The sequence below is a fragment of the Streptomyces sp. NPDC025651 genome, from assembly GCF_055558735.1.
Genome location: NZ_JBVHLZ010000011.1, coordinates 224,867 through 248,069 on the forward strand (window position 1 = coordinate 224,867; position 23,203 = coordinate 248,069).

Consider the following 23,203-nt stretch of genomic DNA (forward strand, 5'->3'; position numbering starts at 1 on the left):
CGCAGTGTGCCAACGCCGCCCGGACACCGGCCCGGCCGACGGGGCCGGTGTCACACGGATGAACCAGCGCTGCCGTTTCCGGCTGCCTGCTCGCCCTGGGACGCGTCGTCGCCGAAGAGCAACTCGTGGAGCCCGGCGCCGCCGTCATCGGCGGCTTCGGCGCTCCGCGGGAACATGACCTGCTCGTACGCGGTGAGTGCGGCTTCGACGTCGCCGCGGTGCGCGGCTATGGCCCTGCCGAGCTCGGCGCCGTCCAGCATGGCCAGGTTGGCGCCTTCGCCGTTCGGGGCCGAGAGGTGGGCGGCGTCGCCGAGCAGGGTCACTCCGGGCACGCGCTCCCAGCGGTGCCCGACCGGCAGGGCGTAAAGGGGACGCAGGATCGGCGCGATGTCGCCGTCGGTGATCAGAGCGGTGAGCTCCGGGGCCCAGCCGTCGAACTCGCGCGCGATACGCGAGGCGGCCGCGTCGGCGTCGGTGAAATCGATGGCGGCGAACCAGTCCTGCGGTTCGTACAGCCCCACGTAGGCGTGCAGAGTGCCGCCCTTTTCCCGGTGGGCGAAGATCTCCTTGCCCGGCGTGACGGCGACCATCATCCCGCCGCCGACCGTCTTGGCGGCGGCGGGATGCCGGGTGTCGGCGTCGAACAGGTAGGTCTCTACGACCGACTTGCCGATGTACTCGGGGACGGCGGCGGACAGCAGCGGCCGTACTCGCGACCACGCGCCGTCCGCGCCGACCAGCAGGCCGGTGACGACGGTGCCGCCGTCGGCGAACGTCACCTCGTGGCGGCCGTCGCCGAGCGAGCGGGCTCCGCCGACCTTGTGGCCCCACCGCACGGTGTCGGCGGGGAGCGAGTCGAGCAGGATCTGGCGCAGTTCGCCGCGCTGGACCTCGGGGCGTCCGCCCGTGCCGTCGTCGGCCTTGTCGAGCAGGACGGTTCCGTTCGGGTCGAGGACCCGCATCGCCTGGCGTCCTTCGAGGATGAGGCCACGGAACTCGTCCATCAAGTCGGCGTCCTGAAGGGCGAGTTGGCCGTTGTAGTCGTGGATGTCGAGCAATCCGCCCTGCGCGCGTGCCGTCGGCGAGGCCTCCGCTTCGTAGACGGTGGACGGGATGCCGTGGATATGCAGGACACGTGCCAGGGCCAGGCCGCCGAGTCCGGCGCCGATGATCGTGATGTCCTTGGCCGAGACGTCCTTGGCCGTGATGTCAGTGGTCATGATGGTTCCTTGCGTGTCGCCCACCTGCCGGATGGGCACCGGCAGGAACACCGGAAACCTCTCAGGCCCCGCCGACAAGTCGGCGACATCGGACCGACATCCCCCGACATGGGACCGATGCCGTCCGAGAGCTGCCGCCGGGCGACATCAGCCGGGACGAGCGGCGCGAAGCCGTCCACCGGAGCCTCAGGAGAAGTTCGGCACCAGCCGACCCCGCGGCCGCCGGGCCTCGGCCGCCTCGTCGGCGGGCAGCACATCGGCGGCGTGCACAGTGGCAGGAATCAGGCAGGGCGGCGTCGGGCCCCGGCCTGTGATCCCTGTCTCGTCCCGCCGTCGTTCTCGTCATGACGGCCGCCGACCCGCCTCTGACCCAGCGGCCCTGTTCCCTACTCTGGAGGCCCTGTTGACCAGGCTCACCCGCGCGCTGTGCACCATGCACGGCGCCGTCCTCGTATGGCTCGCCTACTGCACCGTGCAGTCCGCCCGCAACGGCGCCGCATGGGCCGTGCTGATGTTCGGCGTGGCCTCGGCCATGTCGGTGATCGCCGTGGTCCGCGAGACCGAGCCGGCCGACCGCGCGTACGCCGCACGCCGGCACGCCCTGGCGCGCCGGGCCGCGGAGGAGGACGCCCGCGTCATGGCGGGGGAGCAGGCACGGCCGGTTCGGGTGCGGCGGGATCGGGTCTCTTAGTCGGCTTTCGGGGTTTCTTGGCACGAGAACCACAAGGCAGCGCCTGCGGACCGGCGCCCCTCGTGCCGGAGGCCATGACGTGTCCCGGTTCACCTGTGCGAGGTGGATGTCCATGGCAGTGCACATCTCTGCGAACAGGGCCCTGAAGTGGTCGAGGAGTGCTGAGCCTGGCCCGCTTCCCGCAGGGCGCGGGCGCGGGCGCAGGCGCAAGCGCGGCGATGATCCTGCCGACCTCGCTTGCGCCGCGAGCGGCCCGTCGGCCGGCAGCCCGCAGACGGCCTCGGTCGGCGAGGCGGCCCGCTCGGCGATGTCCGACGACACCGCCGTCAGCGGCTGCGTCGCGGCCGGGGTCGTCGTCCGGGGCCTGCTCGCTTCCCTGCTCGTCCCCGCCATGCCGCCGCGGCCCCAGCCGCAGGAGCAGGAGCAGGAGCAGGCCGGGGGGAGAGGTGAGCCAGGGCCGAGCCCGTCCTCCCGTGATGGATGTCGGCCCGGCACACCTGCGCGTGACGGGCCGACCTCTCGCTCGCCTTCAGCCGGGTTGGAAGAAGGCAAGCAACTTCTGGGCGGCATCCGGCGACATCAGCAAGTCCTGCATGTCCGTGGACATTCGGGCGGCGGCACTGGTGCGGTCGAACATCTCGCGTTCGTATTCCTTGACGGCGGCGGGAACGTCGTCCGGGTGTGCGGCCAGCGCGAGTCCGAGCACGGCGCCGTCGAGCAGTGCCATGTTGGCGCCCTCACCCACTGGCGGCATCAGGTGCGCGGCATCGCCGAGCAGCGTGACGTCCGGCCTCGACGGCCAGGTCAGGCCTGCCGGGAGAGTGGTGATCGACCGCGGCACGACCGTGTCGTCGCAGGCAGCGATCAGCGCGGTGAACCGCGGGTCCCAGCCGGGGAGCAGCTCGATCAGCCGCGCCCGGGCGGCGGCCGGGTCGTCGAACGGGATCCCGCTGGTGGCGAACCAGTCCTCGGCGGTGTCGTAGAAGCTGATGCCGATGCGCACGCGTCCGTCGCCGTTGCGCTGTGCCGCCAGGGATATGCCCTTGCCGATCACCCAGTAGTTGCCGCGCCCGACCATCGCCGCGAGGTCGGGGTGCGTGCGGTCGATGTCGGGAATGCCGATCTCGATGACGTTCTGGCCGATGTGCGCCGGGCGGGCGTCGGTGAGCAGCGCGCGGACACGGGAGTTCGCGCCGTCCGCGCCGACCAGCAGGTCGTACGGAGCGCTGCCGCCGTCGGCGAAGTGCAGCAGGCCGTGGTCGGCGGACTCGTACGCGTGCCCCCAGCGCACCGTGCCGTCGGGGAGGGAATCAAGGAGCAGGTCGCGCAGATCGGCGCGGTCGACCTCGGGGCGCTCGAGCGGGGCGTCGTCGGGTGTGTCCTCCCGGAGCAACAGGGTGCCGTCCGGCTCGAGAAGGAGCATGTCCTGGCCTTCGCCGCGGGCCATCGCGAAGAACTCGTCGATCAGGCCGGCCTCGCGCAGCGCCCGCTGGCCGGAGTGGATGTCGAGCATGCCGCCCTGGCCGCGAAAGGCGCGTGAGGATTCACGTTCGTACACGACGGAATTCATGCCGTTCACGTGCAGGACACGGGCGAGAGCCAGGCCGCCGAGGCCGGCTCCGACGATGGCGATGGTCATGTTTGCCTCTCCTCGATACACCGTATTGGCCGATACACTGTATCGCCCGATGCGATGTACTGTTGGCGGCATGTTGGTGTGGGAGAGGCCGGAGCCGCCGAATCGACCCGTTCCGGCCCCGCTGGACCGAGAGCGGATCGTACGAGCGGCGATCCAGTTGGCCGACGCGGACGGTCTCGAGGCGGTGTCGCTGCGCAAGGTCGCCACCGCGCTGGGCGTCGGACCGATGCGGCTGTACAGCTACATCGCCGGCAAGGAGGAGTTGCTCGACCTGATGGTCGACGCCGCCTACGCCGAGATCCAGCCGGTCGGAGACGACTGGCGGGAGACGCTCCGGTCTCTTGCCGAGACCACTCGGCAGGCCGCTCACCAGCACGAATGGCTGGCCGACCTGCTCGGCGGACGACCGCAGCTGGGGCCGCACGCCCTGGCCAGGGGAGAGGCCGTCGTGGCCGCGCTGGGCGACGTCGACGTGGATGCCGTCATGCCGGTGGTCACCGCGGTCGACGCGTACGTGATCGGCGCGGTGCGCCGGGAGATCGCCGAGCGGCGTGCCGAGCGGGCCACCGGAATGGACGAGAAGCGGTGGCAGGCCTCACTCGGTCCCTATCTGGAGCGAACCTTCGCCACCGGACGCTTCCCCGCGCTGGCCACGGTGGTGCGCGATGCCGCCCCCCTGGACGCCGACCAAACCTTCCGGATGGGCCTCGACTTCCTGCTGGACGGCATCGAGGCCCGCATCGCGAAGTGACGCGCGGACGAACGGCCGGACCCTCACCAGCGGCGCGCGCATCCCGCGGGGCAGCGAGCGTGGCCAAGGCCACGGCGGTCAGGGAACGGTGATGACAATCTTGCCGCGCGCGTGACCCGCGGCGCTGATGTCGTGGGCGGTGGCGGCCTCCTTCAGCGGGAACACGGCGTGCAGCGGGACGGTGAGGCGGCCGCGATCGGCGAGAGCCGCCGCCCACGGCAGGCCCCCCAGCCCGGCGACTCTCCTGCTGCGGAGCGGGAGAACCGCACGCCGTGCCGGTTGGCGTCGAAGTCCGCGATGGTCACCACGCGGTGGGGGTCGCCGGCGATGGCCACCAGGTCGGCAAGAGAGCCCTTGCCGGCCGCGTCCAGAACCACGTCGACCCCGTGCGGTGCCAGTGGGGCAAGGCGATCGGCCAGCCCTGCCCCGTAGGTGACCGGAGCGACTCCGAGCTGTTCGAGGAAGCCGTGGTTGCCTTCGCTCGCGGTGCCGATCACGGTGAGGCCGCGCGCCTGGGCGAGTCGGGCGGTGATGGTGCCGACGCCTCCGGCGGCACCGTCGATCAGCAAGGTCATGCCCTCGGCCGTCTCCAGGGCCGCCAGTACGCGGGTGGCCGTGTCGATGTTGCCCGCGGCGCCGCCTGCTTCCTCGAAGGACCATTTCTGAGGCTTGGGTGCCCATGCCTCCAGCACGGCGTACTGGGCCGCGGCGCCTCCTTGGTCCGCAAAGGGGACGAGGCCGTAGACCTCGTCTCCCACGGCGGTGCCGGTCACTCCCTCTCCCACCTCGTCGACGGTTCCTGCGGCATCCACGCCGGGGATGTGGGGGAAGTCCAGGGTGACGATGTCCCGCAGCATCCCTGAACGCAGGTACCAGTCAGAGGGCGTGACGCCCGTGGCCCGCACCGCGATGCGGACCTGGCCGGGCCCGGCGTGCGGCTCTTCGGCCTCCTCCACGCGGAGGACTTCGGAACCGCCGTAGCGGTGGTATCGCACAGCGAACACAGACAACCTCCGTACATCCGGCACGTCGTTGAGCGGGAGAGCTTGCGGTCCTCCCCTCTGAGGAACCGTCAGATTCCTGCCTGCTCCGGGGCGGTGAAGAAATTGATCATTTCCTGGGGCGTGGGGTCGTGGGCGACTTCGGCGGCGGCCGCGGCGCTGCGGGGGAACAGCGCCTGTTCGTATGCGGTGAGGGCGGTCTCGATGTCGTCGGGGTGTGCGGCGAGGGCCAGGCCGAGTTCGGCGCCGTCCTGCATGGCCAGGCCGGCGCCTTGACCGTTGGGCGTCGAGAGGTGGGCGGCGTCGCCGAGCAGGGTCACTCCCGGCACCCGGTCCCAGCGGTGCCCGACCGGCAGGGCGTGGAGGGGGCGCAGGACCGGCGCGGTCCGGCCGGCGGTGATCAGGGCCGTGAGCTCCGGTGCCCAGCCGTCGTACTCCTGCGCGATCCGCGCGGTGGCTGCGGCGGCATTGGTGAAATCGATGGTGGCGAACCACTCCTGCGGCTTGGCCAGGGTGATGTACGCGTGGAGGGTCCCGCCCTTCTCCCGGTGCGCCACGAACCACTTTCCGGTCTCGCCGGGGTCGAGCGCGACGAGCGTCCCGCCGCCGACCGCCTTCGCGGTCGCCGGGTGCAGGGTGTCGGCGTCGTGCAGGAAGGTCTCGACGAAGGACCGGCCGACGTACTCGGGGGTGGCGTCGGAGAGGAGGGGCCGGACTCGTGACCACGCGCCGTCCGCGCCGACCAGCAGGCTCGTGACGACGGGAGCGGCACCCGCGAAGGCCACCTCGTGGCGGCCCTCGGAGAGGGCGCGGACGCCGGTGGCCTTGTGGCCCCATCGCACGGCGCCTTCGGGAAGTGCGTCCAGCAGCATGTGCCGCAGTGCGCCGCGCTGCACCTCGGGGCTTGCGCCCGTGCCGTCGTCGGCCTTGTCGAACAGGACGGTCCCGTCCCGGCCGAGAAGCCGTATCGCTTGGCGGCCCTCAAGGATGAGGTCGCGGAACTCGTCCATCAAGTCGGCTGCCCTGAGAGCCAGTTGGCCGTTGTGTACGTGGATGTCGAGCATCCCGCCCTGCGAACGCGTCGTCGGGGAGGGTTCCGCCTCGTGGACCGTGACCGGGATGTCGTGGAGGTGCAGGACGCGGGCCAGGACGAGTCCGCCGAGTCCGGCGCCGATGATCGTGACAGGAGTGTGCATGGGGCTCCTCGCGTGTCGCACGCCTGCCGGGTGGGTCCCGGCAGGATCGCTGAAAGGAAGGCGATGTGCCGGGCCGCGCGCCCCGGCGAAGCGCAGCAGTTCACACGGTGATGACTCGGCGCCCGCGCGTGTGACCGGCCTGGCTGTCGATGTGTGCTGCCGCGGCCTCGGCGAGGCTGTACGTCTTCTCGACCGGAATGTGGAGCCTGCCGCGGGAGATGAGGTCGGCGGCCTCGGCGAGGGCGCGCGGCACGTTCCCGGTCACGCCGGAGAACCGGGCACCGAGGTCCGGCGCGCCGAGGTCGGCGATGGAGACCACCTTCCGCGGATCCCCGGTCAGTTCGACGAGTTCGCGGATCACGCCCGAGCCGGCCAGGTCGAGCGCCGCGTCGACCCGGCCGAGCCGCCGCACCCGGTCGACCCAGCCCTCGCCGTACGTGGTGGCGCGGGCGCCCAGGTCGCGCAGATAGTCCTGGTTCGCGGCCCCGGCCGTGCCGATCACCGTGATGCCGCGCTCGCGGGCGATCTGCAGCACCGCCGATCCGACGCCGCCGGACGCGCCGCTGACCAGCAGCGTCTGCCCGGGGCGCACACCGGACTGGCCGATGATGCGCAGCGCGGTCTCCACCACCGAGGGGTACCCGGCGGCCTCTTCATGGGTCAGCAGCTCGGGCATCGGGGCCCAGGCCGCCAGCACGGCGAACTCGGCATACGTACTCGAGCCTCGTCCGAACACGTGGTCGCCGACCTCGACCCCTTCGACCCCGGTGCCGACCTCGTCCACCACCCCGGCGGCGTCCTGCCCGACCCCGGCGGGCAGTTCGATCGGGCGGACCTTCTGGAACTGGCCTTCGCGGATCCTCCAGTCGACGGGGTTCACGCCCGCCGCCCGCACGGCGACGCGTATCTGGCCGGGGCCCGCGTGGGGCTCCTCGGCGTCGACGAGGTGCAGGACGTCGGGGCCGCCGAACTCGGCGAAGCTCACTCTCTTCATGCGGCCGACCGTAACACTAACGGTTAGTGTTTTGGAACGGTTACGGATTTGTATTTGCTAGTGTCAGGGCATGACCGTGCCGACGACCGGACGCCGTGAGCGCAAGAAGGCCGCGACCCGCCAGAAGATCGCCGACACCGCGCTGCGGCTCTTCCTGGAACGCGGGTACGACGCGGTGGGTATCCGTGACGTCGCCGCGGAGGCCGACGTGGCCGTCACCACGCTCTTCTCCCACTTCGCCTCGAAAGAGGCCCTGGTGTTCGAGCAGGACGGCAACTTCGAGCAGCGCCTTGCGCGGGCGGTCACCGACCGGGAGCCGGACGAGCCGCTCATTCCCGCCCTGCGCCGCGAGATCCACGCCATGGTCCGGCACTGCACGGCGGACGGTACCGCCCCGGTCTACCGGATGATCGACGAGTCACGCGCCCTGCGGGAGTACGAGGAGTCGATGCGGCTGCGCCACGCGGAGTCGCTGGCAACGGCCCTCGTCGCCGACCCTGGTCTGGCGCGGAGCGAGACGGCCTGCCGGGCGATTGCGAGGTTCGTGATCGACGCCTATGCGCTGGCCCGCGAGGCCGCCGACCCGCAGGCCGCCGTGGACGAGATCTTCCAGATGATCGAGGCGGCCTGGGACGTCGCCTGACCTTCCGCCTGCCGACAGCGGATGGCCGCCGCCCGATTCGGACAAGGCGGAGCGCCGACGAGTCCTACGGTTTCCAGGAAGTCGGAGCTCTGGAGGCGTACATGGACAGCTGCCGCGGTCTGCGGACGGCCGTGATCGTGGGGGCGGGCGTGGCCGGTCTGACCGCGGCCACCGCCCTGGCGCGCGACGGATGGCAGGTGGAGATCGCCGAGGCCGGCCCGCCGGAGGCGACTTCTGGATGGGGGCTGTGCCTGACCGGCCCTTCGCTGCGCGCGCTGGACGAGTTGGGGCTTGCGGACGCCTGCCTTGCCGAGGGCTACGGCATGAGCACCGTCACGCACGTGGACGTGGACGGCGAGCCCGCGGGCGAGGCCGAGTTGCCCCGCCTGATCGGTGCGGGCCGGCCCGCGATGGTCGGCATCGCGCGCCCCGTACTGCACCGCATCCTGTACGCGGAAGCCGAGCGGTGCGGCGTAGTGGTACGCCACGGAATGACGGTTGCCGCGGTGGACCAGGAGAAGGGGCTGGTCTGCGTGCGCTTGTCGGACGGGACGGTGCGGAGGGTCGCGCTGCTGGTGGGCGCGGACGGGATCCGCTCGGCGACGCGGGGCCTGCTGAGCCTTGAGGCCTCGCTCGCCTTTCACGGGCAGATGGTCTGGCGGGCCCTGGTGCCCCGTCCGCTGTGGGCCACCGGCATCCACCAGTTCGCCGGGAAGGCCCACACGGCCGGCCTCGTGCCTCTCTCGGACAGTCAGGCGTACGTGTTTCTGACGGAGAACGGAGTGGACCGGAGCGTCCTGCCCGATGCCGAACTCGCCTTGCGCCTCAGGCAGTTGCTGGAGGCCTTCCCCGGCCGGGTGGAGGAGATCCGCTGCCTGGTGTCCGCATCGGAATCGGTGGTGCGCCGCCCGGTCCGCACGGCGCTCCTGGAGGGCGCCTGGCATCGGGGCAACGCCGTGGTCATCGGTGACGCCGCGCATGCGCCCGCACCTCAGATGGCCAGTGGAGCTGCCCTGGCCATCGAGGACGGGCTCGTGCTGGCCCGCGAACTCGCGCGGCACGCGTCCGTGGTGGCGGGGCTCCAGGCGTTCGCGGGACGGCGCGCGCAGCGGTGCCGCGCGCTTGTGGAGACCTCGGTGGCGATCGTCGGCCTGGAGCAGGCGCAGCGCCACCATGAGGTGTATCCGCTGACCGACTCCTGCCACCGGCTCATGGCCGAGCCCGCGTAACCATCCGGTGTGAAGGGGGCCGAACCTTGGCCATGGTCCCCGCCCCGACTCGAAGCCTGGCCGAGGCACAGGAGTGGCTGCGCGAGCAGAAGGGCCTGGACGCGGAAGTGGGGAGGGGGCGTCCACCTGACCTTCCAGCCCACAGGGCAGGCGCGCAGCCGCGACGCCTCGTCGCACCTGAGGGACCTCGCTGGTGACACCGGGGTGTCATTTCTGGCGGCCGAAGGTTCCCCGGAGCAGTACGTGGTGCGGTTACGCGAGGACGCGCACAAGCGCACCGACCTCATCGTCTTCGGTGCCGCAGGCGCCGACGACGTCGACACCTTGGCCGCACAACTGGCCGCCCAGGGCGTGCGGTTGGTCCACGAACCGAGGTCCATCGACACTCCCGGGGGTGGCTACGCGGTCCGCTTCTTCGACAACGAGGGCCGCGCGGTCGAGGTCTCCGCCGACGTCTCCGCCCGCGGACACCGCAAGATCGAGGCCCGCGAACCGGTCCCCGTACGCCTCTCTCATGTGCTGATGAACTCTTCCACCCCGGAGGCCACGGTGGCCTGGCACATCAAGCATGTGGGGTTCCGCCTATCGGACACCATGTGTCTGGGCGACCGTGGCGAGATCATGTGGTTTCTGCGGTGCAACACCTTCCACCACGGCTTCGGCATCGTGCGCGGGCCGCACGCGGCCTTCCACCACGCCTCCTACGAGATGCGCGGAATCGACGAGTTCATGGCGGCCAAGTCCCACAACGGCGTCGATCCGGGGCTGTCCGTGGCCCCGCCGATATGAGCGGAGCGCGCCGAAGAAGCCGTGACGCACGGCTTGATTCGTACGCGCGCAACGGAACCCGCCGACCGCCATGCCGACAATGGGCCCCAGGGAGGTGCCCCCACCACCGTGCCGACACCGCTGCGCAACCACCTCATCACCAGGTCCCGGAACCCCGCCGACCTGCTCAACGCCGCCACCCGCCTGTTCGGCGGCTCGATCGCCACATCGCCGCTGGGTGAGCTGTGCGGCGGCGATCACGAACTGCGCGGCGTCGCCGCACCCGACTTCGCGGTCGGCTACTTCGTCTCGCCACTCGGCGTGCGTGTCACCTCGGCCAAGGACCGCGACCGCGGCTCGTACTTCGTCAACATCGGTGTCTCCGGTGCCGTCTCGGCGTCGTGCGGCGGCCTGCGGGCGACCCTCGACGAAGCGACGGCGGGAGTCGTCAACCCCGGAGACACGCAGGAACTGCGGCCCCTGCGCAGCAGGCGGACGCGGTTCCTGGGTCTGCGGATCGACGCTGCCCTGGTCGATCAGGAGTTCGCCGCGCTGACCGGGCATCCGCCGGTGTCCACCGTGCGCTTCGACTTCGCCCTCGACCTGGCCAAGCCCAAGGGCAGGGCGGTGCGGCTCCTGGTCCGCTCCCTCATCGAGCAGCTGGACTCGGAAGACCCCCTGTTCCAGCGCGCGGAGCTGCAGCGCAGCCAGCTGCGTTGCCTCGTCACGGCTCTGCTCCTGGCCCAGTCGCACTCGCACACCGGCGAGCTGCACGACGGTCCGCGACGCGGCTACCCGAGCTCCCTGCGCGCGGCCCTCGCGTTCATCGAAGCGAACCTCGCCGAGCACCTCAGCCTCGGCGGCATCGCCGAGGCCGCGGGTTGCAGCCCGCGGACCCTCAGCTCGGCATTCCGCGCCGGGCTCGGCCTCTCGCCCATGGTCTACGTCCGCAACCTGCGGCTCGACCGGGTTCGTGAGGACATCCTCGCCTCCAGCGACCCCGTCGGCACGATCGCCTACCGGTGGGGCGTCTCGCACCTCGGCCGCTTCGCCGGCGCGTACCGCGACCGCTTCGCCGAACTGCCCTCCGAGACCGCGGCCCGCAGGTAGTCCGGCGTTTGCTCCCTCCTTCCCGCCTTCCCTCCCTGCCTGTCTTCGCTTCGGTGTGCGAAGTGAAGTGAGGCGTCAGGTCGAGATGGTGGTGACGGCCTCGAGGCCGTAGGTGCGGGCATAGCCGTTCTCGGTGCCGACGAGGAGGTCGACGACCGTGAAGTAGCGGTCCCAGAAAGGGGTTTCACGCAGTGCGTCGATGAGGAGCTGGTACGCGTCGTGGTCGTCGGCCTCCCAGACCCAGACGTCGGTGACGCGGGTGGAGTAGAACTCCGTGTCGTAGAAGCGTGAGCGGACGCCGGTGGTCTTGGCCTCGACGGTGGGGACGACCTCGGTGGCGAAGGCGTTCACGCGTTCCTCGGGTGTCATGGCGAGCCACTCGGGTGTGGTCTTGACGAGCATGAACGCGGTGACCGGCGGGGCGGTCTTCTGGGTGGACTGGGTGGAGTGCGTGGTGTGTGTGGACGTCTCAGCGGGCATGACGGGTTCCTTCCGGGAGGACTGCGGGCTTGAGGGTCTGGGCGCACCAGCGGTGGAAGGCGGTGGGGGAGCCGGTGGCCGGGGTGCGGGTGACGCCTGTGTCGAGGCCTTCGTTCTTGGCCCTTTTCATGTCGACGATGCCCTGGGCGAACGCCTCGTCGATGCCGTGGCCGAGAAGGTCGGCGTACAACTCGTCGAGCGGCCGGCGTTCGTAGCGGACGGGGCGGCCGAGCTGTTCGGTCATGATGCGGGCCAGGTCGTTGGGGGAGAGGTCCTGCGGCCCGAGTACGGGGACGCTGTCGCTGCCGGACCACGTGCGGTTCACCAGCAGGTCCGCGGCGACGGCCGCGATGTCGGCGACGGCGACGCGAGGTGTCTTGAGGTCGGCGTCGACGGCGTCGGTGAAGACGCCTGTCTCCCGGATCGTGTCCGCGTCCTCGAGAAGGTTGTCGAAGAAGGACGGGCAGGCCAGGGCGCGGTAGGCGACGCCGGTTTCGGCGATGAGGTCGTCCATGGCGAGGGAAGCGGTGACGAGCCCCGCGCGATGGGCGACCGCGGTGCCGCGGCCGAGTGCGGAGACGCCGACGACGTGGCCGACGCCGTGGGCGACGACGGCCTTCGCGGCGGGCCGGGTGAATCCGCGGAAGGCGTCCTCGGGAGGCCGGGACGCGTCCGGGGGGACGAGCCAGAACACGGAGTCGGCGCCCTCGAAGGCGCGGTCGACGACCTCGGCGTCACCGTGCGAGCCGGTGATCACCTCGACGCGGTCGCGCACCGCGTCGGGCAGCCGTGCGGGGTCACGTACGACCACGCGTAGTTCCTCGTCGCGGGCGGGGGCGGATTCCAGGAGCAGAGGCAGCAGATGACGGCCGGTGTTCCCGGTGGGGGCGGTGATGACGATCATGGGTCCTCGTGGGTCGTGCCGGATCGGGACGACCCTCATCCTGTGGAGGCCAAGGGCATTGCCACAATGGGAACTTGAGCACGGGATCATTGCCTGAAATGGAATAACGCCTATGACCAGCGGTGCGGAACCTGCCATCGACGCCAATCTCGCCGTCGCGTTGGACGCTTTGCTGACGGAGCAGAGCGTCACGCGGGCCGCCGCCCGCCTGCACACGTCGCCGGCCGCCATGAGCCGCACCCTCGCCCGGCTGCGGCGCATCCTTCAGGACCCTCTGCTGGTCCGGGCCGGCCAGAGCATGGTCCCCACGCCCCGTGCCCGGGAGTTGCGCGAGGAGACGGCCGCCGTGGTACGCCGTCTCGGAGCGCTGCTGGCTCCCGGCGCCGGCGTCGATCCGGCGGTCCTGCGCAGCACCTTCACCCTTCAGGCGGCCGACCTGGTCGGCGCGGCGCTGGTTCCGGGGATGTTGCGGCTGGCCCGGCAGGAGGCGCCTGGGATCTCCTTCCGCTTCCGGGCCGAGGAGCTGGAGGCCGGACCGGCGCTGCGCGACGGCCGCATCGACCTGGAGATCGGGTCCATCGACCACGCGGACCCCGAGACCCGGGTCGAAGAGCTGGTCGTCCTTCGGATGGCGGCGGCCGTCAGGCCCGGCCACCCCCTGACCGAAGGGGCCCTGACCCCGGACCGGCTCGCTGCCGCCGAGCACGTGGTGGTGAGCCGCCGCGGTCGGTTCACCGGACCCCTGGACACCGCTCTGGCCGAGCGGAACCTCCGCCGGCGGGTCTCTGTCGTCCTCCCCAGCCACATGGCCGCGATGACCCTCGCTGCCCGCAGCGACATCGTCTGCCTCGTCCCCACCGCACCTCCGGGCGGTGTTGCCTCCCCGCTCACCGATGCCGCCACGGCTCTGGGGCTCCGCCTCCTCGACATCCCCCTGCCGTTGCCGCCGCTGACCATCGGCATGGCGTGGCACCCCCGCCACGCCGCCGACGGCGGCCATCGCTGGCTCCGCAACGCCGTTCGCCGGACCCTTCACGCGCCCGGGGGTCCCTGAGGCCTGCGGCAGCAGGGCATGAACTGGCAGGTCGCAGCCGGTGGTTGCTCTCGCGCCGACCTGGGGTCACGGGCTCAACGGGTCACGGGTTCAAGGGGCCGCGGGTCGGAAGGGTCCGTTCGTAGATGGTCCCGCCGGGTGTGAACCAGCCCGCCTTCTTCCGTACCGCGGGGCTCGGGTCGTTGGCGTGGGACGCCTCCAAGGCGACGAGAGCGCGCGGGTCGGAGTGGACGAACTTGCCGACGAGTTCGGCGGCCATGGCCCGGACGTGCGGGTCGGGGTCGTCAACCAGGCGGTGCAGCGAGGGTACGAGGACCTGGTCCGGGCCCGGTGCGCAGGTGCCGCCCTTGCACCGGTCACAGGCCAGAGCGTGAAGGGCGGCGATCCTGACGCGGGGGTCCGGGTCGTCGGCCATGGCGACGAGTTCACCCATGGAATCGGTGTCGACCAGATGATCCAGAAGGCGGCAACAGCCCTCACGGACGGCCGGATTCCCGTCACGCAGACCGGCGCGGACGGCGCTCAGCGCGGTCTCTGCGCGGCGCAGCAACTCGTGGTACGCCGCAACGGTGCGCTGTGGGTCGCCCAGGTACGCGACGAGGGCTTCGTCGTCGGTCCTCGCGAATCCGAGCATGACCTCGGTGTCGGGGCACGGCATGACCCCAGTCTCGGGGCGCGGGGCAATCCCGGCAAAGGGGTTTTTCGCCCCTGCGCGGCAGCGGCGGACCTTGCCGACCCCAGTCCCTGCCGAGCGCAGTCCTTGCCGACCCCAGTCCCTGCCGAGCGCAGTCCTTGCCGACCGCAGTCCTTGCCGTCCTCACGCTTGCCGGGTGACGGAGACACGAGCACGTTGTCTGTCACCCGGCACCGAGGCCCGCAGCCGCGGCTTTCGGGAGTTCACGTGTCCGAGGAATCCGGCCGGGGCGTACTGAAGGTCAGGACGACGTACGTCTCGCCGGGGCCCGGCGGGCGCGTCCAGGAGCGGGTGGTGAAGGTGTGCAGTCGGCCGTGGTCGAGGGCGAAACGCGGCAGCGTGACACCGAACGTCCCGGCGATCGCCGACAGGGCGGCGCCCTCGCCCGGCAGTCCCCGCTGCGGGCCGCCGCTTCGAGCCTCGGGGAAGAGACGGTCCGGGTCCAGGTTCCGCGGTATCTCTCCGGAGCGTTCGCGCCGTTCGCCGACGACCGTGAACCCGTAGCGTTCCGTGCCGCGCTCGGCCACCGAGAGGTGGAACAGGGCGCCCCTGTCGAACTCGTCGGGCGCGGCCCACACCACCACGGCACGACCGTGCTGTGAGGCGGCGACGGCCGGGGAGACGAACCGCGCTTCGTTGAACCCCTGTGGCCGGTCGTCGAAGGCGAAGCTCCATCCGTGCCCGGCTCGGCCGACGGCGGCCAGTGCCTTGTCGTCGTACGAGGAGGACGTCCCGCTCGACCGCAGTTTCGCGTGCGCATCCCACAAGGTCATCGGCTGGTGCAGCTCCGCGCCGTTCTCGTCACCGATGACAGCGGGCAGTTCGGCGGGTTCCACCCCCTCCACGAGGAGGAACCGGTACCCCTGACGCCGTCCGTTCGAGGGCCGTTCCGCGAGCCACGCCAGGCCCTTCGGATCCTCGTCGACCGCCACGCCGCACCTGCCGGTCGCCTCCTCGCCCCTGGGGGTGGCCAGCAGCGCGCGGGCCCGCTCCTGCGTGAGCAGCGGCCCGAGCAGCGGATCCGCGGTGAGGCCCACCGGAGCCAGATGGTCGGCACCCAGCGGCTGCCACTGGGGGAGCGCGGTCAGCAGCGTCCGCCAGGCCGTGTCCGTCTCACCCCACCTGGCCTGTTCCCGGGCCCTGTCCAGGGCGTCGCCGAAGGGCCCGGGAGCGGTGTACACATAGGTTCCCTCCCGCAGTTGCCGCAGTATCCGCCGCTCCAGCGCGCGCACCTCGTCGGCTCTGCCTCGCACGTGGGACTCGTACGCCCCCTCCTCATCCCAAGACCGCCGATCCCCTCGGCCGGCGATCAGGGCGGGCAGCAGATCCTGCGCGTACACGGAATCGCCGGCGAGTCCGTCGAAGTGTCTGGTGTGCCGGTCGCCGAGCAGCCATCTGATCTGGTCGCCCAGCGCACCGGCGCGGGGCCTGCCGAAGGACTGCGCCTTCGCGAGGACCGGCTCGGCCCGCTCATGGTCGCCGCGCAGCGCGTCACGCCGCGCCTGTTCCACCTCGGCATCCAGCGACTCGGTCGTGGCGTTCCTGAACTCCGGCGCGTCGTCGGCTCTCGCCCGCAGGTGGTGGAACTGCCGGTACGCGTCCTGCATGAACTCCCAGAAGGACGCGTACCGTTCAGGAGGGCTGGCCCGCCAGGGCGCCCACGTGTACACCGCCCATTCGCCGTGCTCGTCCACGTCCTCCGGGTCCAGCATGACGTCCACCGCGTCGGACTCCACGGCCAGTTCGAGCCCGCGGGTCCAGATCGTGGCCTCCAGGATCTCCTCCCGCGTCGCGTCCTCCTCCAGGTCCTCCTGGAAGATGTCGGCGATCTCGGCGTCGTCCTCGTGCCACTGGGCCTGCTCCGTGCCCGCCAGCAGCCACACGAATCCGCCCGCGTGCCGCCAGCCGTCGGTGACCTCGAGGAAGGCCCGGTACGACGGAGGCAGCCGGTGTCCGAGGCGCTCTTCGAGTGCCGCGACGCGCGCGGGTGTCGCGGGAGGGAAGCCCAACCAGCGGGCGCGCCGGGCCTGTTCGTCACCGGCGTCCCGCAGGTCGTCGGGATCGCACGCGTCCGCCCACTCCTCGCTCCACCGCGTGAGGAAACCCTGCCAGTCGCCGCTCGGGCCGGTCGTCTCAGTCATGGGGCGATCGTCGCACCCGGCACTGACAACGCCCGTCCAGGAGACCTAGGACGTCTTCGTCTCCAGGGCGTCCACGCTCGGCAAGGCCCGGTGCCGGTGGTGCGCCTCGGCGATGCGCGCCAGCGCGGGGCGGTCCAGGGCGCGGTAGGCCACCACGAGCAGTTCGTTCGCGAGCTGCTCGCGGGCCGGGTCGCCGCCCGAGGCCCAGTGCAGGTCGCGGCCCAGGACGAGGGCTTCCGCGGGATCCCCGGCGGCGCAGCGGACGCGGGCCTCTTCCACGGCGGCCGTCATGGCCGCGGGGTCCTCGAAGACGGCGTACATGTAGGTCGCGAACTTGTGCTCGTCGGCAGCGTTGTGGGCAGGACGGCCCAGCGCGGTCTCTCCGGCCGCGAGCGCGCCCGCTTCGTCCAATGTGGTGACCCGGGCGGGGTCCACGGGCGGCCTGGCCATGTCGTACGCCCGGGAGTAGGCGAGGCCCACCTCGGGCCGGTCTCCGGTCTCGACGGCGGTCAGCGCGTCGCGCAGCAGCGCCAGTTGGGAGCGCCGAGCGGACACGCCCTCCTCGTCCTGTGCGTCGTCGAGGTCGCGCCAGCGGCGTTCGAGGATCGCGCGGACCGCCTCCAGCGGGGTTGCCGCGCTCATGTCGATTCCGCCGCCGTCGTTGTTGTAGTACGACGCGACTCCTCGGCAGGTGCGTCCGTCGTCGAACCACAGGCCGTAGTGGAGACCGTCGGACCCGCCGTGCAGGAAGGACACGAACTCCGGAGGGTCACGGTAGTAGCGGCCGTGTACCCGCACATCGATCCCGGCGCGTGGCCGTGCGCCGGGATCCGAGGCGAGGTGCGTGATGCCGAGCGGTGTCACGTCCATGTCCCTGAGGGACCGCTGCTCGGCCGGGCTCAGCGCATGCAGCCACGTCCAGAACCGGAAGGCGGACTCCGGTAGTTCGAGCCCCCAGTCCCGTACGAAACGCTCTTCGATGTCGGCCCGGTTGGCCAGGCTCTCGGTCTGCTCTTCCAACGAAGGGCCCCAGGTCTCGGTCTCGGCGTACTCGTACGACCATCGATCGCTGATCAAGGGGCGAGGCTATCGAACGGTTGCCGCAGAGAGCGCCCGGGGTTCACCGACGGCACACCAGATCCGACATGACGGCAGGCGGGAGGGACGGGTTGGCCGCCGCTGCCTCCACGACCCGCGGATCCGTGTCTGCGAGCAGCTCCACGACGGCCGCCGGCGGGAGTGCCGGGTGACCGGCGGCGACAGGCCTGGCCCGTTCGTCCGCCAGGCAGACGAGCAGCGCCGAGGCCGTCGCCGCGCGATGCCGGGCCACCTCACGGAACGCCCTGCGCACCGCTGGTTCGTGCCGGACCAGGTCTTCGAGCAGTGCCGGGGACGCATCGGGGTTGGTCGCCACCTTGGCGAGGACCTGGGTGCCGTGCCGACCGATCATGGCACGCAACTGCGCTTCGCAAAGGCCGGGGTGGGGAGCGAGTGCCTTGACCACCTTCGCGTCGGGGTCGTCGGCCAGGCGGTCGCGTATCTCGGGTGGCAGGTCGCGTCGTCGGGCCACGAGCACGCGGGCGGCGGGATCCGGGGATGCGGCCAGCTCCTGGATCTCGGTGGGGGAGGCGGCGGCGACGCGGGGCAGAAGTGTGTTGCCGATCCTGGCAGTTCGGGCCAGGCGGGTGAGTACGTCGAGGGGCACGCGCGGGTGGTGGGCGAGCCTGCGGCGCACTTCGGAGTCACGGTCGTGTGCCAGCGTACGGATGAGGGCCTCATCGACCGCGGGATTCTCGGCGAGGTCGGCGCGGACACCGGGGGTCGGATCCGATGCCAGCCGCTCGCACGCCTCTTGGGGCAGGTCCTCGCGGGCGGCGAGTGCCCAGCGCAGCATCATCGACGGATGGTCCACGAAGCCGACGACAGCTTCGACGGGGGTGGCCGGGTTACGAATCGCCGCCTCCCACATGTCGTGGACGGTGGACTCGTGGGAGCCGTCGCAGGAGGCACCCGGCAGCAGATCGCAGTCGTGCCGTGGGCACTCCGGGTCGTGGACGAAGGGGATCTCCTCGCGGTCACAGACCAGGCAGTGTCGCGCCGCGGGCAGCTGCTCCCGGGTGACCAGCGCCGCCAGTGCCGGGGGAGGCGTGGCTTCGTTGTTCGCCACCGCACGGCGGACCTCGGCGTGCGGATGCGCCGCGAGCCTCGCGGCCACGTCCGGGCCGGCCCACAACGCGACCTCGGCGACGACATGGACGTCCGGGTCCGCCGCGAGCACGTCCACCACGTCGGAGGGGAGTCCGGGGCAGGCCGCCAGTCTCTCCCGGCGCCCACGGGCCGGATCCGCGGCAAGGAGACGCGCCCACTCCGGCCGGCCGACTCCTTGGGCGAGCAGGGCGAGGGCGACGTCAGGCAGGCGGGAGGGGTGGATGTCGTCGGCGGTGATCCTTCCCCCGTAGGCGAGTTGGACGGCGCACGCGTCGCCGTGCTCGGCCAACGCGACGGCCTGTGCGGTGGTGAGGTCGGAGCGAGAGGCAAGTTCCGTGGCGATGTCGTCGTCCGCGAGGGATATGAGGCGGTCGACGAGCTCGGACGGCAGAGCTGGATTGGCGGCGAGCCCGCACAGGGTGTGGTATACGGAGACAGTTTGCCTAAAGGGGGATCGCCTCGGGCAGGCAACCGGGACCGCTGAGCAGCGGTCCGTCCACCGCCGCGGGCGTCGCCGTCTACCGCGGATGCCGCGATCAGCTCCATACTCACAGACGGATGATGTGCTCCCCGTCCACGGAGTGGGCCGGTCCGTCGGCCCGACCGGCCGTTCCGGCAGCCCGACCGGCCACCCCGTCAGCGCACCCTGGAGGTCTTGATGCGTGCAGGCGTCGTTGTCGCCGCGCAGCCCGGTGTGGAGGAACTCGCCGTGCGGGCCGAAGAGTTGGGCCTGGACAGCTTCTGGGTCAACGACACCCCGATGGTCCACGGCGACCCCTTCGTCGCCTTGAGCCTGTGCGCGAAGGCCACCAGCCGCATCAGGCTCGGCATCGGCGTGACCTCACCGGCGCTGCGCTCGGCCCCGGCCGCCGCGAGTGGGCTCGCCAGCCTCAACGCCCTGGCACCGGGCCGGATCATCTGCGGAGTCGGCACCGGGAACACCGCCCGGCGCACGCTGGGCATGCGGCCGACCACGGCCGCCAGGCTGGAGAGCTTCACCGGCGCACTGCAGGACCTGTGCGCCGGGCGCCCGACCGAGTACCGCGAAGGGGACCGGGTCCGTGACATCCGGTTCCTGCACACCGGGGCGCACGTGAACATCGCCGACCCGATCGAGTTCGTCGTGGCCGCGCTGCTCGGGCCGAAGGCCGCCGCCGTCGCCGGCCGCCGCGGAACCGGCCTCATCTCCGTCGGCCTGCTGGAGCCCGCCGCCTGGCACGCGCTGCACGACACCCGTCGTCACGCCGCCCAGGACACACCCCAAGACTCCGACTCCCACCCGGACTCGTACGTGATCACCGCGCTCCACCTGCTCGACGAAGACGAGTACGAAGACGAGGCCGGGGACCCCCATGGCGACGCGGCCCGGGACGCGACGGGCCACCTCGTCCTGTCGCTGCTGGCCTTCGCCGCCGATACGGCCGCCGAGACACCTGCCTTCGCCGAGCAACTCGGCCCCGAGGAACGCGAGGCGGTGCGGCGGCTCCTCGACCGGCGCGGCACCACCGCCACGGCGCCGGACCGGCACACCAAGCTCTACCCCAACTACCTCGGACGCATCGCGCCGCAGGACCGGGACCTGGTGCTGCCCTCGCTGATGAACCGCCTGGCCCTGGTCGGCACCCGCGACGACATCCTCGCCCGCATCACCGCCCTGGAACAGGCCGGCGTCGACGAACTCCTCATCCAGCCGGTGATCGATCCTCCCACCGAGATGGCCCTGCTCGCGGAACTCCTCACCTGAGCTGGCCCTGACCCGTCTGCCGCACGCCTGCGACCCGCGCCCCCGGAGAATTGCGCGGCCGACGGGCGGCATCGCCCGGGTCGCCCGGGCGGGCATGAGTGTCGGCGCCACCGCTTAGGATCCCAGCATGAAGGTGCATCTGACCCGGGACAGCGTCGCCATGGGCGACGACGCTTTCGCTCCGCACGAGGACACCAAGGATCTGCCCGCCGAGATGTCCGTCCGTGAAGCGGTCGACTCCGTCGTCAGGAGCGGATACCTCGCTTCTATCGCGGGTGGCGAGGCCAGTTGGGTCGTGACCAGTGCCGGCGTCTCGCTCGGGGTGGTCGCACAGCAGTGGACGGAGCCCCGGCTCATCACGCCCGGGGACGCCCCGCTGACTTCGCTCGCCTCCGACGACGGTGTCCTCCGATGGCACTTCCGTTACCTGGCTCAGCGGGACCCGGCAGCGATCTACGAAGAGGTGAGGGCGGAGGCGGCGACCTGAGGTATGGCCTTCGGGGAGGCATCGGCCGGGTGCCGACCGCCCCGAGCCGGGTCGATACGGTTGCTCCATGCACGTACGAGGAGTGGATCCGCGAGACACCACCTGGGAGCGCGACGAGGCGACCTACCGGGTGTACTTCTGGGACCGGTCGGCAGGGGCTTCGGACGAGTACGAGGTGACCGGCGCCGACGTCGATGAGGTCCTGGACTGGGCCCGCCGCAAGGCGGGGGAGACGGACTCGGCCTACACGTTGTACGTGCGCGCCACCGACAACGGCAGGCCCGGGCTGGTACGCCTCAGCGGTGCGGCGGGCGACCCGTTCGCCTGACATCCTCGCCTCACCACCTCACCACCTCACCACCTCGCGCCCGAACTCCAGCACCTTCACCCAGCCCTCGACCAGAAGAGCGATCGTGCGAGAGGCCGCGCAAGACTACTTCTCCGGGGTTCTCGACCTGATCCAGGAGCACGCCCTCAACCGTCGGCAAGTGGACTGGGTCGAGTTTCGGCAGGCAGCGTACGAGGCCATCGCGGACGCGACGTCCTCTCCAGACACCTACGGCCAGATCCGCAAGGCGATCGCCGCTCTGAACGACCCTCACACGTTCTTCCTCACGCCGGAAGACGTCGCCGCGGAGTTCCGCGAGGACACCACGACGGCAGTCCCGATGCCGAGCGGGCGACTGGTCGACGGGCGCCACCCGCTGGTCGTCGTCCCGGCAGCGACCGGAGACGAGGACGCCGACCGGCGCTACACGGAAAGGGGCGCCGAGCTCGTCCGGGAGCTGGACGCACGGCGGCCGAGCGGCTGGGTCGTCGACCTTCGCGGCAATACCGGCGGCAACATGTACCCCATGCTGACCGTGCTCGCCCCGTTGCTCGGCGACGGGCTGCTCGGCTCGTTGGCGGACGGGGAGACGGCGGGCCGATGGAATCTGCACGACGGCATCGTCCGCGTCGACGAGGCAGACATGTCGCCGGTGCCCAATCCCTGTCGACTCGCTGTCCCGCAGGCACGCGTGGCGGTGCTCACCGACGGCAGGACGATCAGCGCCGCGGAGGCCACGCTCATCGCCTTCCTGGGGAAGGACAACGTACGGACCTTCGGGGAGCCGACCGGCGGGCTGGCGACCGGCAACGCCGCGATCGAGCTGAGTGACGGTGCGATGCTCGTGCTCACCGCGGTCCGGGAGGCCGACCGGCTGGGTCGTGTGTACGGCAACGCCCCTGTCCCGCCGGACGAGTTGGTGCCCTCACAAGATGCTCTCGCCGCCGCCGTGGCGTGGCTCCGGACCTGAACGACGAAGGCCCGCCTCGGTCTCCAGGTTCGTCCGGGCGATCTGCTCATGCGTACGGCGAAGCCGCGGGAAGTGCACTGCCAGGACGGGCAGATGTCGTCACCTCCGTATCCGAGTCACCGTGACTGTGTCCCTCCACTGCCTCGCCCCGGATCCTCCGTCACGGGCAGACACTCGGCGAGCAGGTCGACGATGTCGCGCCAGGCTCGTTGAGCGTGCCGCGGGTGGTAACCGACGCCGGGGACAACGGGGTGGTCGACCGGCGGATGGTGGAAGGCGTGCAACGCGCCGCCGTAGACCGCAAGGCGCCAGTCGACGCCCGCGGCCTGCATCTCAGCGGTGAACGCCTCGCGTTGCGTGGACGACATGATCGGGTCTTGCGACCCGACCCCGGCCCACACCGGGCACCGGATACGCGCCGCCTCGCCCGGTCGGCCCGTGGTCACTGCGTTGACTGTGCCGATCGCGCGCAGGTTGACGCCGTCGCGCCCGAGTTCCAGCCCGACGGCGCCCCCGGTGCCGTAGCCGACGGCGGCGATCCGGTCGGAATCGGTCCGAGGTTCGGCGCGCAACACGTCGAGCGCCGCATGGCCGATGTCCCGCAGCCGGTCGGGATCAGCGAGCAACGGCAGGCAACGGGCCAGCATCTCCTCGGGGTCGCCCAGATAGCGCCCGCCGTGAAGGTCGAAGGCCAGCGCTACGTATCCCAGCTCGGCGAGAGCATCGGCCCGGCGGCGCTCGACGTCGCTGAGCCCCATGCCCTCCGGTCCGAGCAGCACCGCGGGCCGGCGGTCGACACCGGCCGGCAGGGCGAGGTGCCCGATCATCGTCAAACCGTCGGCCGGATACTCGACCGTACGCGTCGTCATCGTCGTCATGAGACGCGACTGTAGTGATCGTTGCGTCAGGTGCGGCCGTTGTTCTGCCGCTGGCAGAGCGGCACGGGTGTCC

Annotated in this window: 22 protein-coding genes and 1 pseudogene; 11 read left to right on the forward strand and 12 right to left on the reverse strand. The window is 71.3% G+C overall.

The features are described 5' to 3' along the window. Positions 1–50: 50 nt before the first annotated feature. The gene (locus tag ACZ4D5_RS33465) at positions 51–1,220 is read right to left on the reverse strand and encodes an FAD-dependent oxidoreductase (protein WP_467776232.1); all 1,170 of its coding nucleotides are present in this window, start codon (positions 1,218–1,220) and stop codon (positions 51–53) included. A gap of 403 nt (positions 1,221–1,623) precedes the next feature. Between ACZ4D5_RS33465 and ACZ4D5_RS33470 the strand changes: the two genes are divergently transcribed. Then, entirely contained in the window at positions 1,624–1,911 is a 288-nt protein-coding gene (locus ACZ4D5_RS33470) for a hypothetical protein (RefSeq protein ID WP_467776233.1), read from the forward strand. A 529-nt stretch (positions 1,912–2,440) separates the two neighbouring features. On the opposite strand, the gene ACZ4D5_RS33475 is transcribed toward ACZ4D5_RS33470, so the two are convergent. Further along, the gene (locus ACZ4D5_RS33475) at positions 2,441–3,550 is read right to left on the reverse strand and encodes an FAD-dependent oxidoreductase (RefSeq protein WP_467776234.1); all 1,110 of its coding nucleotides are present in this window, start codon (positions 3,548–3,550) and stop codon (positions 2,441–2,443) included. Positions 3,551–3,620: 70 nt separating this feature from the next. Here ACZ4D5_RS33475 and ACZ4D5_RS33480 point away from each other — a divergent pair, with 70 nt between their 5' ends. Beyond that, a complete protein-coding gene (locus ACZ4D5_RS33480) occupies positions 3,621–4,301 on the forward strand; it encodes a TetR/AcrR family transcriptional regulator (RefSeq protein ID WP_467776235.1) in 681 nt (226 codons plus the stop codon). 78 nt (positions 4,302–4,379) lie between these two features. On the opposite strand, the pseudogene ACZ4D5_RS33485 reads toward ACZ4D5_RS33480, so the two are convergent. The 3 genes and pseudogenes from ACZ4D5_RS33485 to ACZ4D5_RS33495 form a co-directional block, all read right to left on the reverse strand. Then, positions 4,380–5,305: pseudogene (locus ACZ4D5_RS33485) on the reverse strand (NADP-dependent oxidoreductase). Positions 5,306–5,373: 68 nt separating this feature from the next. Next, entirely contained in the window at positions 5,374–6,498 is a 1,125-nt protein-coding gene (locus ACZ4D5_RS33490) for an FAD-dependent oxidoreductase (RefSeq protein ID WP_467776236.1), read from the reverse strand. A 100-nt stretch (positions 6,499–6,598) separates the two neighbouring features. Beyond that, positions 6,599–7,492, reverse strand: a complete 894-nt coding sequence (locus tag ACZ4D5_RS33495) for an NADP-dependent oxidoreductase (protein ID WP_467776237.1) — start codon at positions 7,490–7,492, stop codon at positions 6,599–6,601. Positions 7,493–7,562: 70 nt separating this feature from the next. Here ACZ4D5_RS33495 and ACZ4D5_RS33500 point away from each other — a divergent pair, with 70 nt between their 5' ends. The 4 genes from ACZ4D5_RS33500 (at position 7,563) to ACZ4D5_RS33515 (ending at position 11,242) form a co-directional block, all read left to right on the forward strand. After that, complete coding sequence (locus tag ACZ4D5_RS33500; RefSeq protein WP_467776238.1) at positions 7,563–8,135, forward strand: TetR/AcrR family transcriptional regulator; 573 nt, start codon at positions 7,563–7,565, stop codon at positions 8,133–8,135. A gap of 101 nt (positions 8,136–8,236) precedes the next feature. Further along, complete coding sequence (locus tag ACZ4D5_RS33505) at positions 8,237–9,364, forward strand: FAD-dependent monooxygenase (RefSeq protein WP_467776239.1); 1,128 nt, start codon at positions 8,237–8,239, stop codon at positions 9,362–9,364. Positions 9,365–9,568: 204 nt separating this feature from the next. Continuing rightward, positions 9,569–10,153, forward strand: coding sequence for a VOC family protein (locus ACZ4D5_RS33510; protein ID WP_467776240.1), 585 nt, complete (start codon positions 9,569–9,571; stop codon positions 10,151–10,153). A 108-nt stretch (positions 10,154–10,261) separates the two neighbouring features. After that, positions 10,262–11,242, forward strand: coding sequence for a helix-turn-helix transcriptional regulator (locus ACZ4D5_RS33515; RefSeq protein WP_467776241.1), 981 nt, complete (start codon positions 10,262–10,264; stop codon positions 11,240–11,242). 75 nt (positions 11,243–11,317) lie between these two features. Here the strand turns inward: ACZ4D5_RS33515 and ACZ4D5_RS33520 are convergent, their stop codons facing one another. Further along, positions 11,318–11,722 carry a darcynin family protein gene (locus ACZ4D5_RS33520; protein WP_467776242.1) on the reverse strand — a complete coding sequence of 135 codons (405 nt, stop codon included), beginning with the start codon at positions 11,720–11,722 and terminating at the stop codon, positions 11,318–11,320. Further along, on the reverse strand, positions 11,712–12,626 hold the full coding sequence (locus ACZ4D5_RS33525; protein WP_467776243.1) for an NAD(P)H-binding protein: 915 nt from the start codon (positions 12,624–12,626) through the stop codon (positions 11,712–11,714). The genes ACZ4D5_RS33520 and ACZ4D5_RS33525 overlap by 11 nt, the downstream gene beginning before the upstream one ends. Before the next feature lie 112 nt (positions 12,627–12,738). Between ACZ4D5_RS33525 and ACZ4D5_RS33530 the strand changes: the two genes are divergently transcribed. Next, a complete protein-coding gene (locus tag ACZ4D5_RS33530) occupies positions 12,739–13,680 on the forward strand; it encodes a LysR family transcriptional regulator (RefSeq protein WP_467776244.1) in 942 nt (313 codons plus the stop codon). 82 nt (positions 13,681–13,762) lie between these two features. On the opposite strand, the gene ACZ4D5_RS33535 is transcribed toward ACZ4D5_RS33530, so the two are convergent. From ACZ4D5_RS33535 to ACZ4D5_RS33550, 4 genes are all read right to left on the reverse strand, one after another. Continuing rightward, positions 13,763–14,338 (reverse strand): HEAT repeat domain-containing protein, encoded by a 576-nt coding sequence (locus ACZ4D5_RS33535; protein WP_467776245.1) that lies wholly within the window; start codon positions 14,336–14,338, stop codon positions 13,763–13,765. Between the two features lie 239 nt (positions 14,339–14,577). Then, positions 14,578–16,515: an SMI1/KNR4 family protein gene (locus tag ACZ4D5_RS33540; protein WP_467776246.1), complete on the reverse strand. Its 1,938-nt coding sequence runs from the start codon at positions 16,513–16,515 to the stop codon at positions 14,578–14,580. A 45-nt stretch (positions 16,516–16,560) separates the two neighbouring features. After that, positions 16,561–17,592 (reverse strand): ADP-ribosylation family protein, encoded by a 1,032-nt coding sequence (locus ACZ4D5_RS33545; RefSeq protein WP_467776247.1) that lies wholly within the window; start codon positions 17,590–17,592, stop codon positions 16,561–16,563. Positions 17,593–17,635: 43 nt separating this feature from the next. Beyond that, on the reverse strand, positions 17,636–19,141 hold the full coding sequence (locus ACZ4D5_RS33550; RefSeq protein WP_467776379.1) for a hypothetical protein: 1,506 nt from the start codon (positions 19,139–19,141) through the stop codon (positions 17,636–17,638). 240 nt (positions 19,142–19,381) lie between these two features. Between ACZ4D5_RS33550 and ACZ4D5_RS33555 the strand changes: the two genes are divergently transcribed. The 4 genes from ACZ4D5_RS33555 to ACZ4D5_RS33570 all read left to right on the forward strand — a co-directional run bounded on the left by ACZ4D5_RS33555 (position 19,382) and on the right by ACZ4D5_RS33570 (position 22,252). Further along, entirely contained in the window at positions 19,382–20,467 is a 1,086-nt protein-coding gene (locus tag ACZ4D5_RS33555) for an LLM class flavin-dependent oxidoreductase (RefSeq protein WP_467776248.1), read from the forward strand. A 127-nt stretch (positions 20,468–20,594) separates the two neighbouring features. Continuing rightward, positions 20,595–20,954, forward strand: a complete 360-nt coding sequence (locus tag ACZ4D5_RS33560) for a hypothetical protein (protein ID WP_467776249.1) — start codon at positions 20,595–20,597, stop codon at positions 20,952–20,954. Between the two features lie 67 nt (positions 20,955–21,021). Continuing rightward, positions 21,022–21,282: a hypothetical protein gene (locus ACZ4D5_RS33565; RefSeq protein ID WP_467776250.1), complete on the forward strand. Its 261-nt coding sequence runs from the start codon at positions 21,022–21,024 to the stop codon at positions 21,280–21,282. 85 nt (positions 21,283–21,367) lie between these two features. Continuing rightward, positions 21,368–22,252: a S41 family peptidase gene (locus ACZ4D5_RS33570; protein WP_467776251.1), complete on the forward strand. Its 885-nt coding sequence runs from the start codon at positions 21,368–21,370 to the stop codon at positions 22,250–22,252. A 116-nt stretch (positions 22,253–22,368) separates the two neighbouring features. Here the strand turns inward: ACZ4D5_RS33570 and ACZ4D5_RS33575 are convergent, their stop codons facing one another. Then, complete coding sequence (locus ACZ4D5_RS33575) at positions 22,369–23,130, reverse strand: dienelactone hydrolase family protein (RefSeq protein WP_467776252.1); 762 nt, start codon at positions 23,128–23,130, stop codon at positions 22,369–22,371. Positions 23,131–23,203 lie beyond the last annotated feature (73 nt).

Excerpts from the sequence above, each read along its gene's own strand:
- ACZ4D5_RS33555 (WP_467776248.1), top strand. The coding sequence starts at position 19,382 with ATGCGTGCAGGCGTCGTTGTCGCCGCGCAGCCCGGTGTGGAGGAACTC.
- ACZ4D5_RS33540 (WP_467776246.1), bottom strand. The coding sequence starts at position 16,515 with ATGACTGAGACGACCGGCCCGAGCGGCGACTGGCAGGGTTTCCTCACG.
- ACZ4D5_RS33500 (WP_467776238.1), top strand. The coding sequence starts at position 7,563 with ATGACCGTGCCGACGACCGGACGCCGTGAGCGCAAGAAGGCCGCGACC.
- ACZ4D5_RS33575 (WP_467776252.1), bottom strand. The coding sequence starts at position 23,130 with ATGACGACGATGACGACGCGTACGGTCGAGTATCCGGCCGACGGTTTG.
- ACZ4D5_RS33530 (WP_467776244.1), top strand. The coding sequence starts at position 12,739 with ATGACCAGCGGTGCGGAACCTGCCATCGACGCCAATCTCGCCGTCGCG.
- ACZ4D5_RS33560 (WP_467776249.1), top strand. The coding sequence starts at position 20,595 with ATGAAGGTGCATCTGACCCGGGACAGCGTCGCCATGGGCGACGACGCT.
- ACZ4D5_RS33535 (WP_467776245.1), bottom strand. The coding sequence starts at position 14,338 with ATGCCGTGCCCCGACACCGAGGTCATGCTCGGATTCGCGAGGACCGAC.
- ACZ4D5_RS33520 (WP_467776242.1), bottom strand. The coding sequence starts at position 11,722 with ATGCCCGCTGAGACGTCCACACACACCACGCACTCCACCCAGTCCACC.
- ACZ4D5_RS33505 (WP_467776239.1), top strand. The coding sequence starts at position 8,237 with ATGGACAGCTGCCGCGGTCTGCGGACGGCCGTGATCGTGGGGGCGGGC.
- ACZ4D5_RS33480 (WP_467776235.1), top strand. The coding sequence starts at position 3,621 with ATGTTGGTGTGGGAGAGGCCGGAGCCGCCGAATCGACCCGTTCCGGCC.
- ACZ4D5_RS33475 (WP_467776234.1), bottom strand. The coding sequence starts at position 3,550 with ATGACCATCGCCATCGTCGGAGCCGGCCTCGGCGGCCTGGCTCTCGCC.
- ACZ4D5_RS33525 (WP_467776243.1), bottom strand. The coding sequence starts at position 12,626 with ATGATCGTCATCACCGCCCCCACCGGGAACACCGGCCGTCATCTGCTG.
- ACZ4D5_RS33495 (WP_467776237.1), bottom strand. The coding sequence starts at position 7,492 with ATGAAGAGAGTGAGCTTCGCCGAGTTCGGCGGCCCCGACGTCCTGCAC.
- ACZ4D5_RS33490 (WP_467776236.1), bottom strand. The coding sequence starts at position 6,498 with ATGCACACTCCTGTCACGATCATCGGCGCCGGACTCGGCGGACTCGTC.
- ACZ4D5_RS33465 (WP_467776232.1), bottom strand. The coding sequence starts at position 1,220 with ATGACCACTGACATCACGGCCAAGGACGTCTCGGCCAAGGACATCACG.
- ACZ4D5_RS33565 (WP_467776250.1), top strand. The coding sequence starts at position 21,022 with ATGCACGTACGAGGAGTGGATCCGCGAGACACCACCTGGGAGCGCGAC.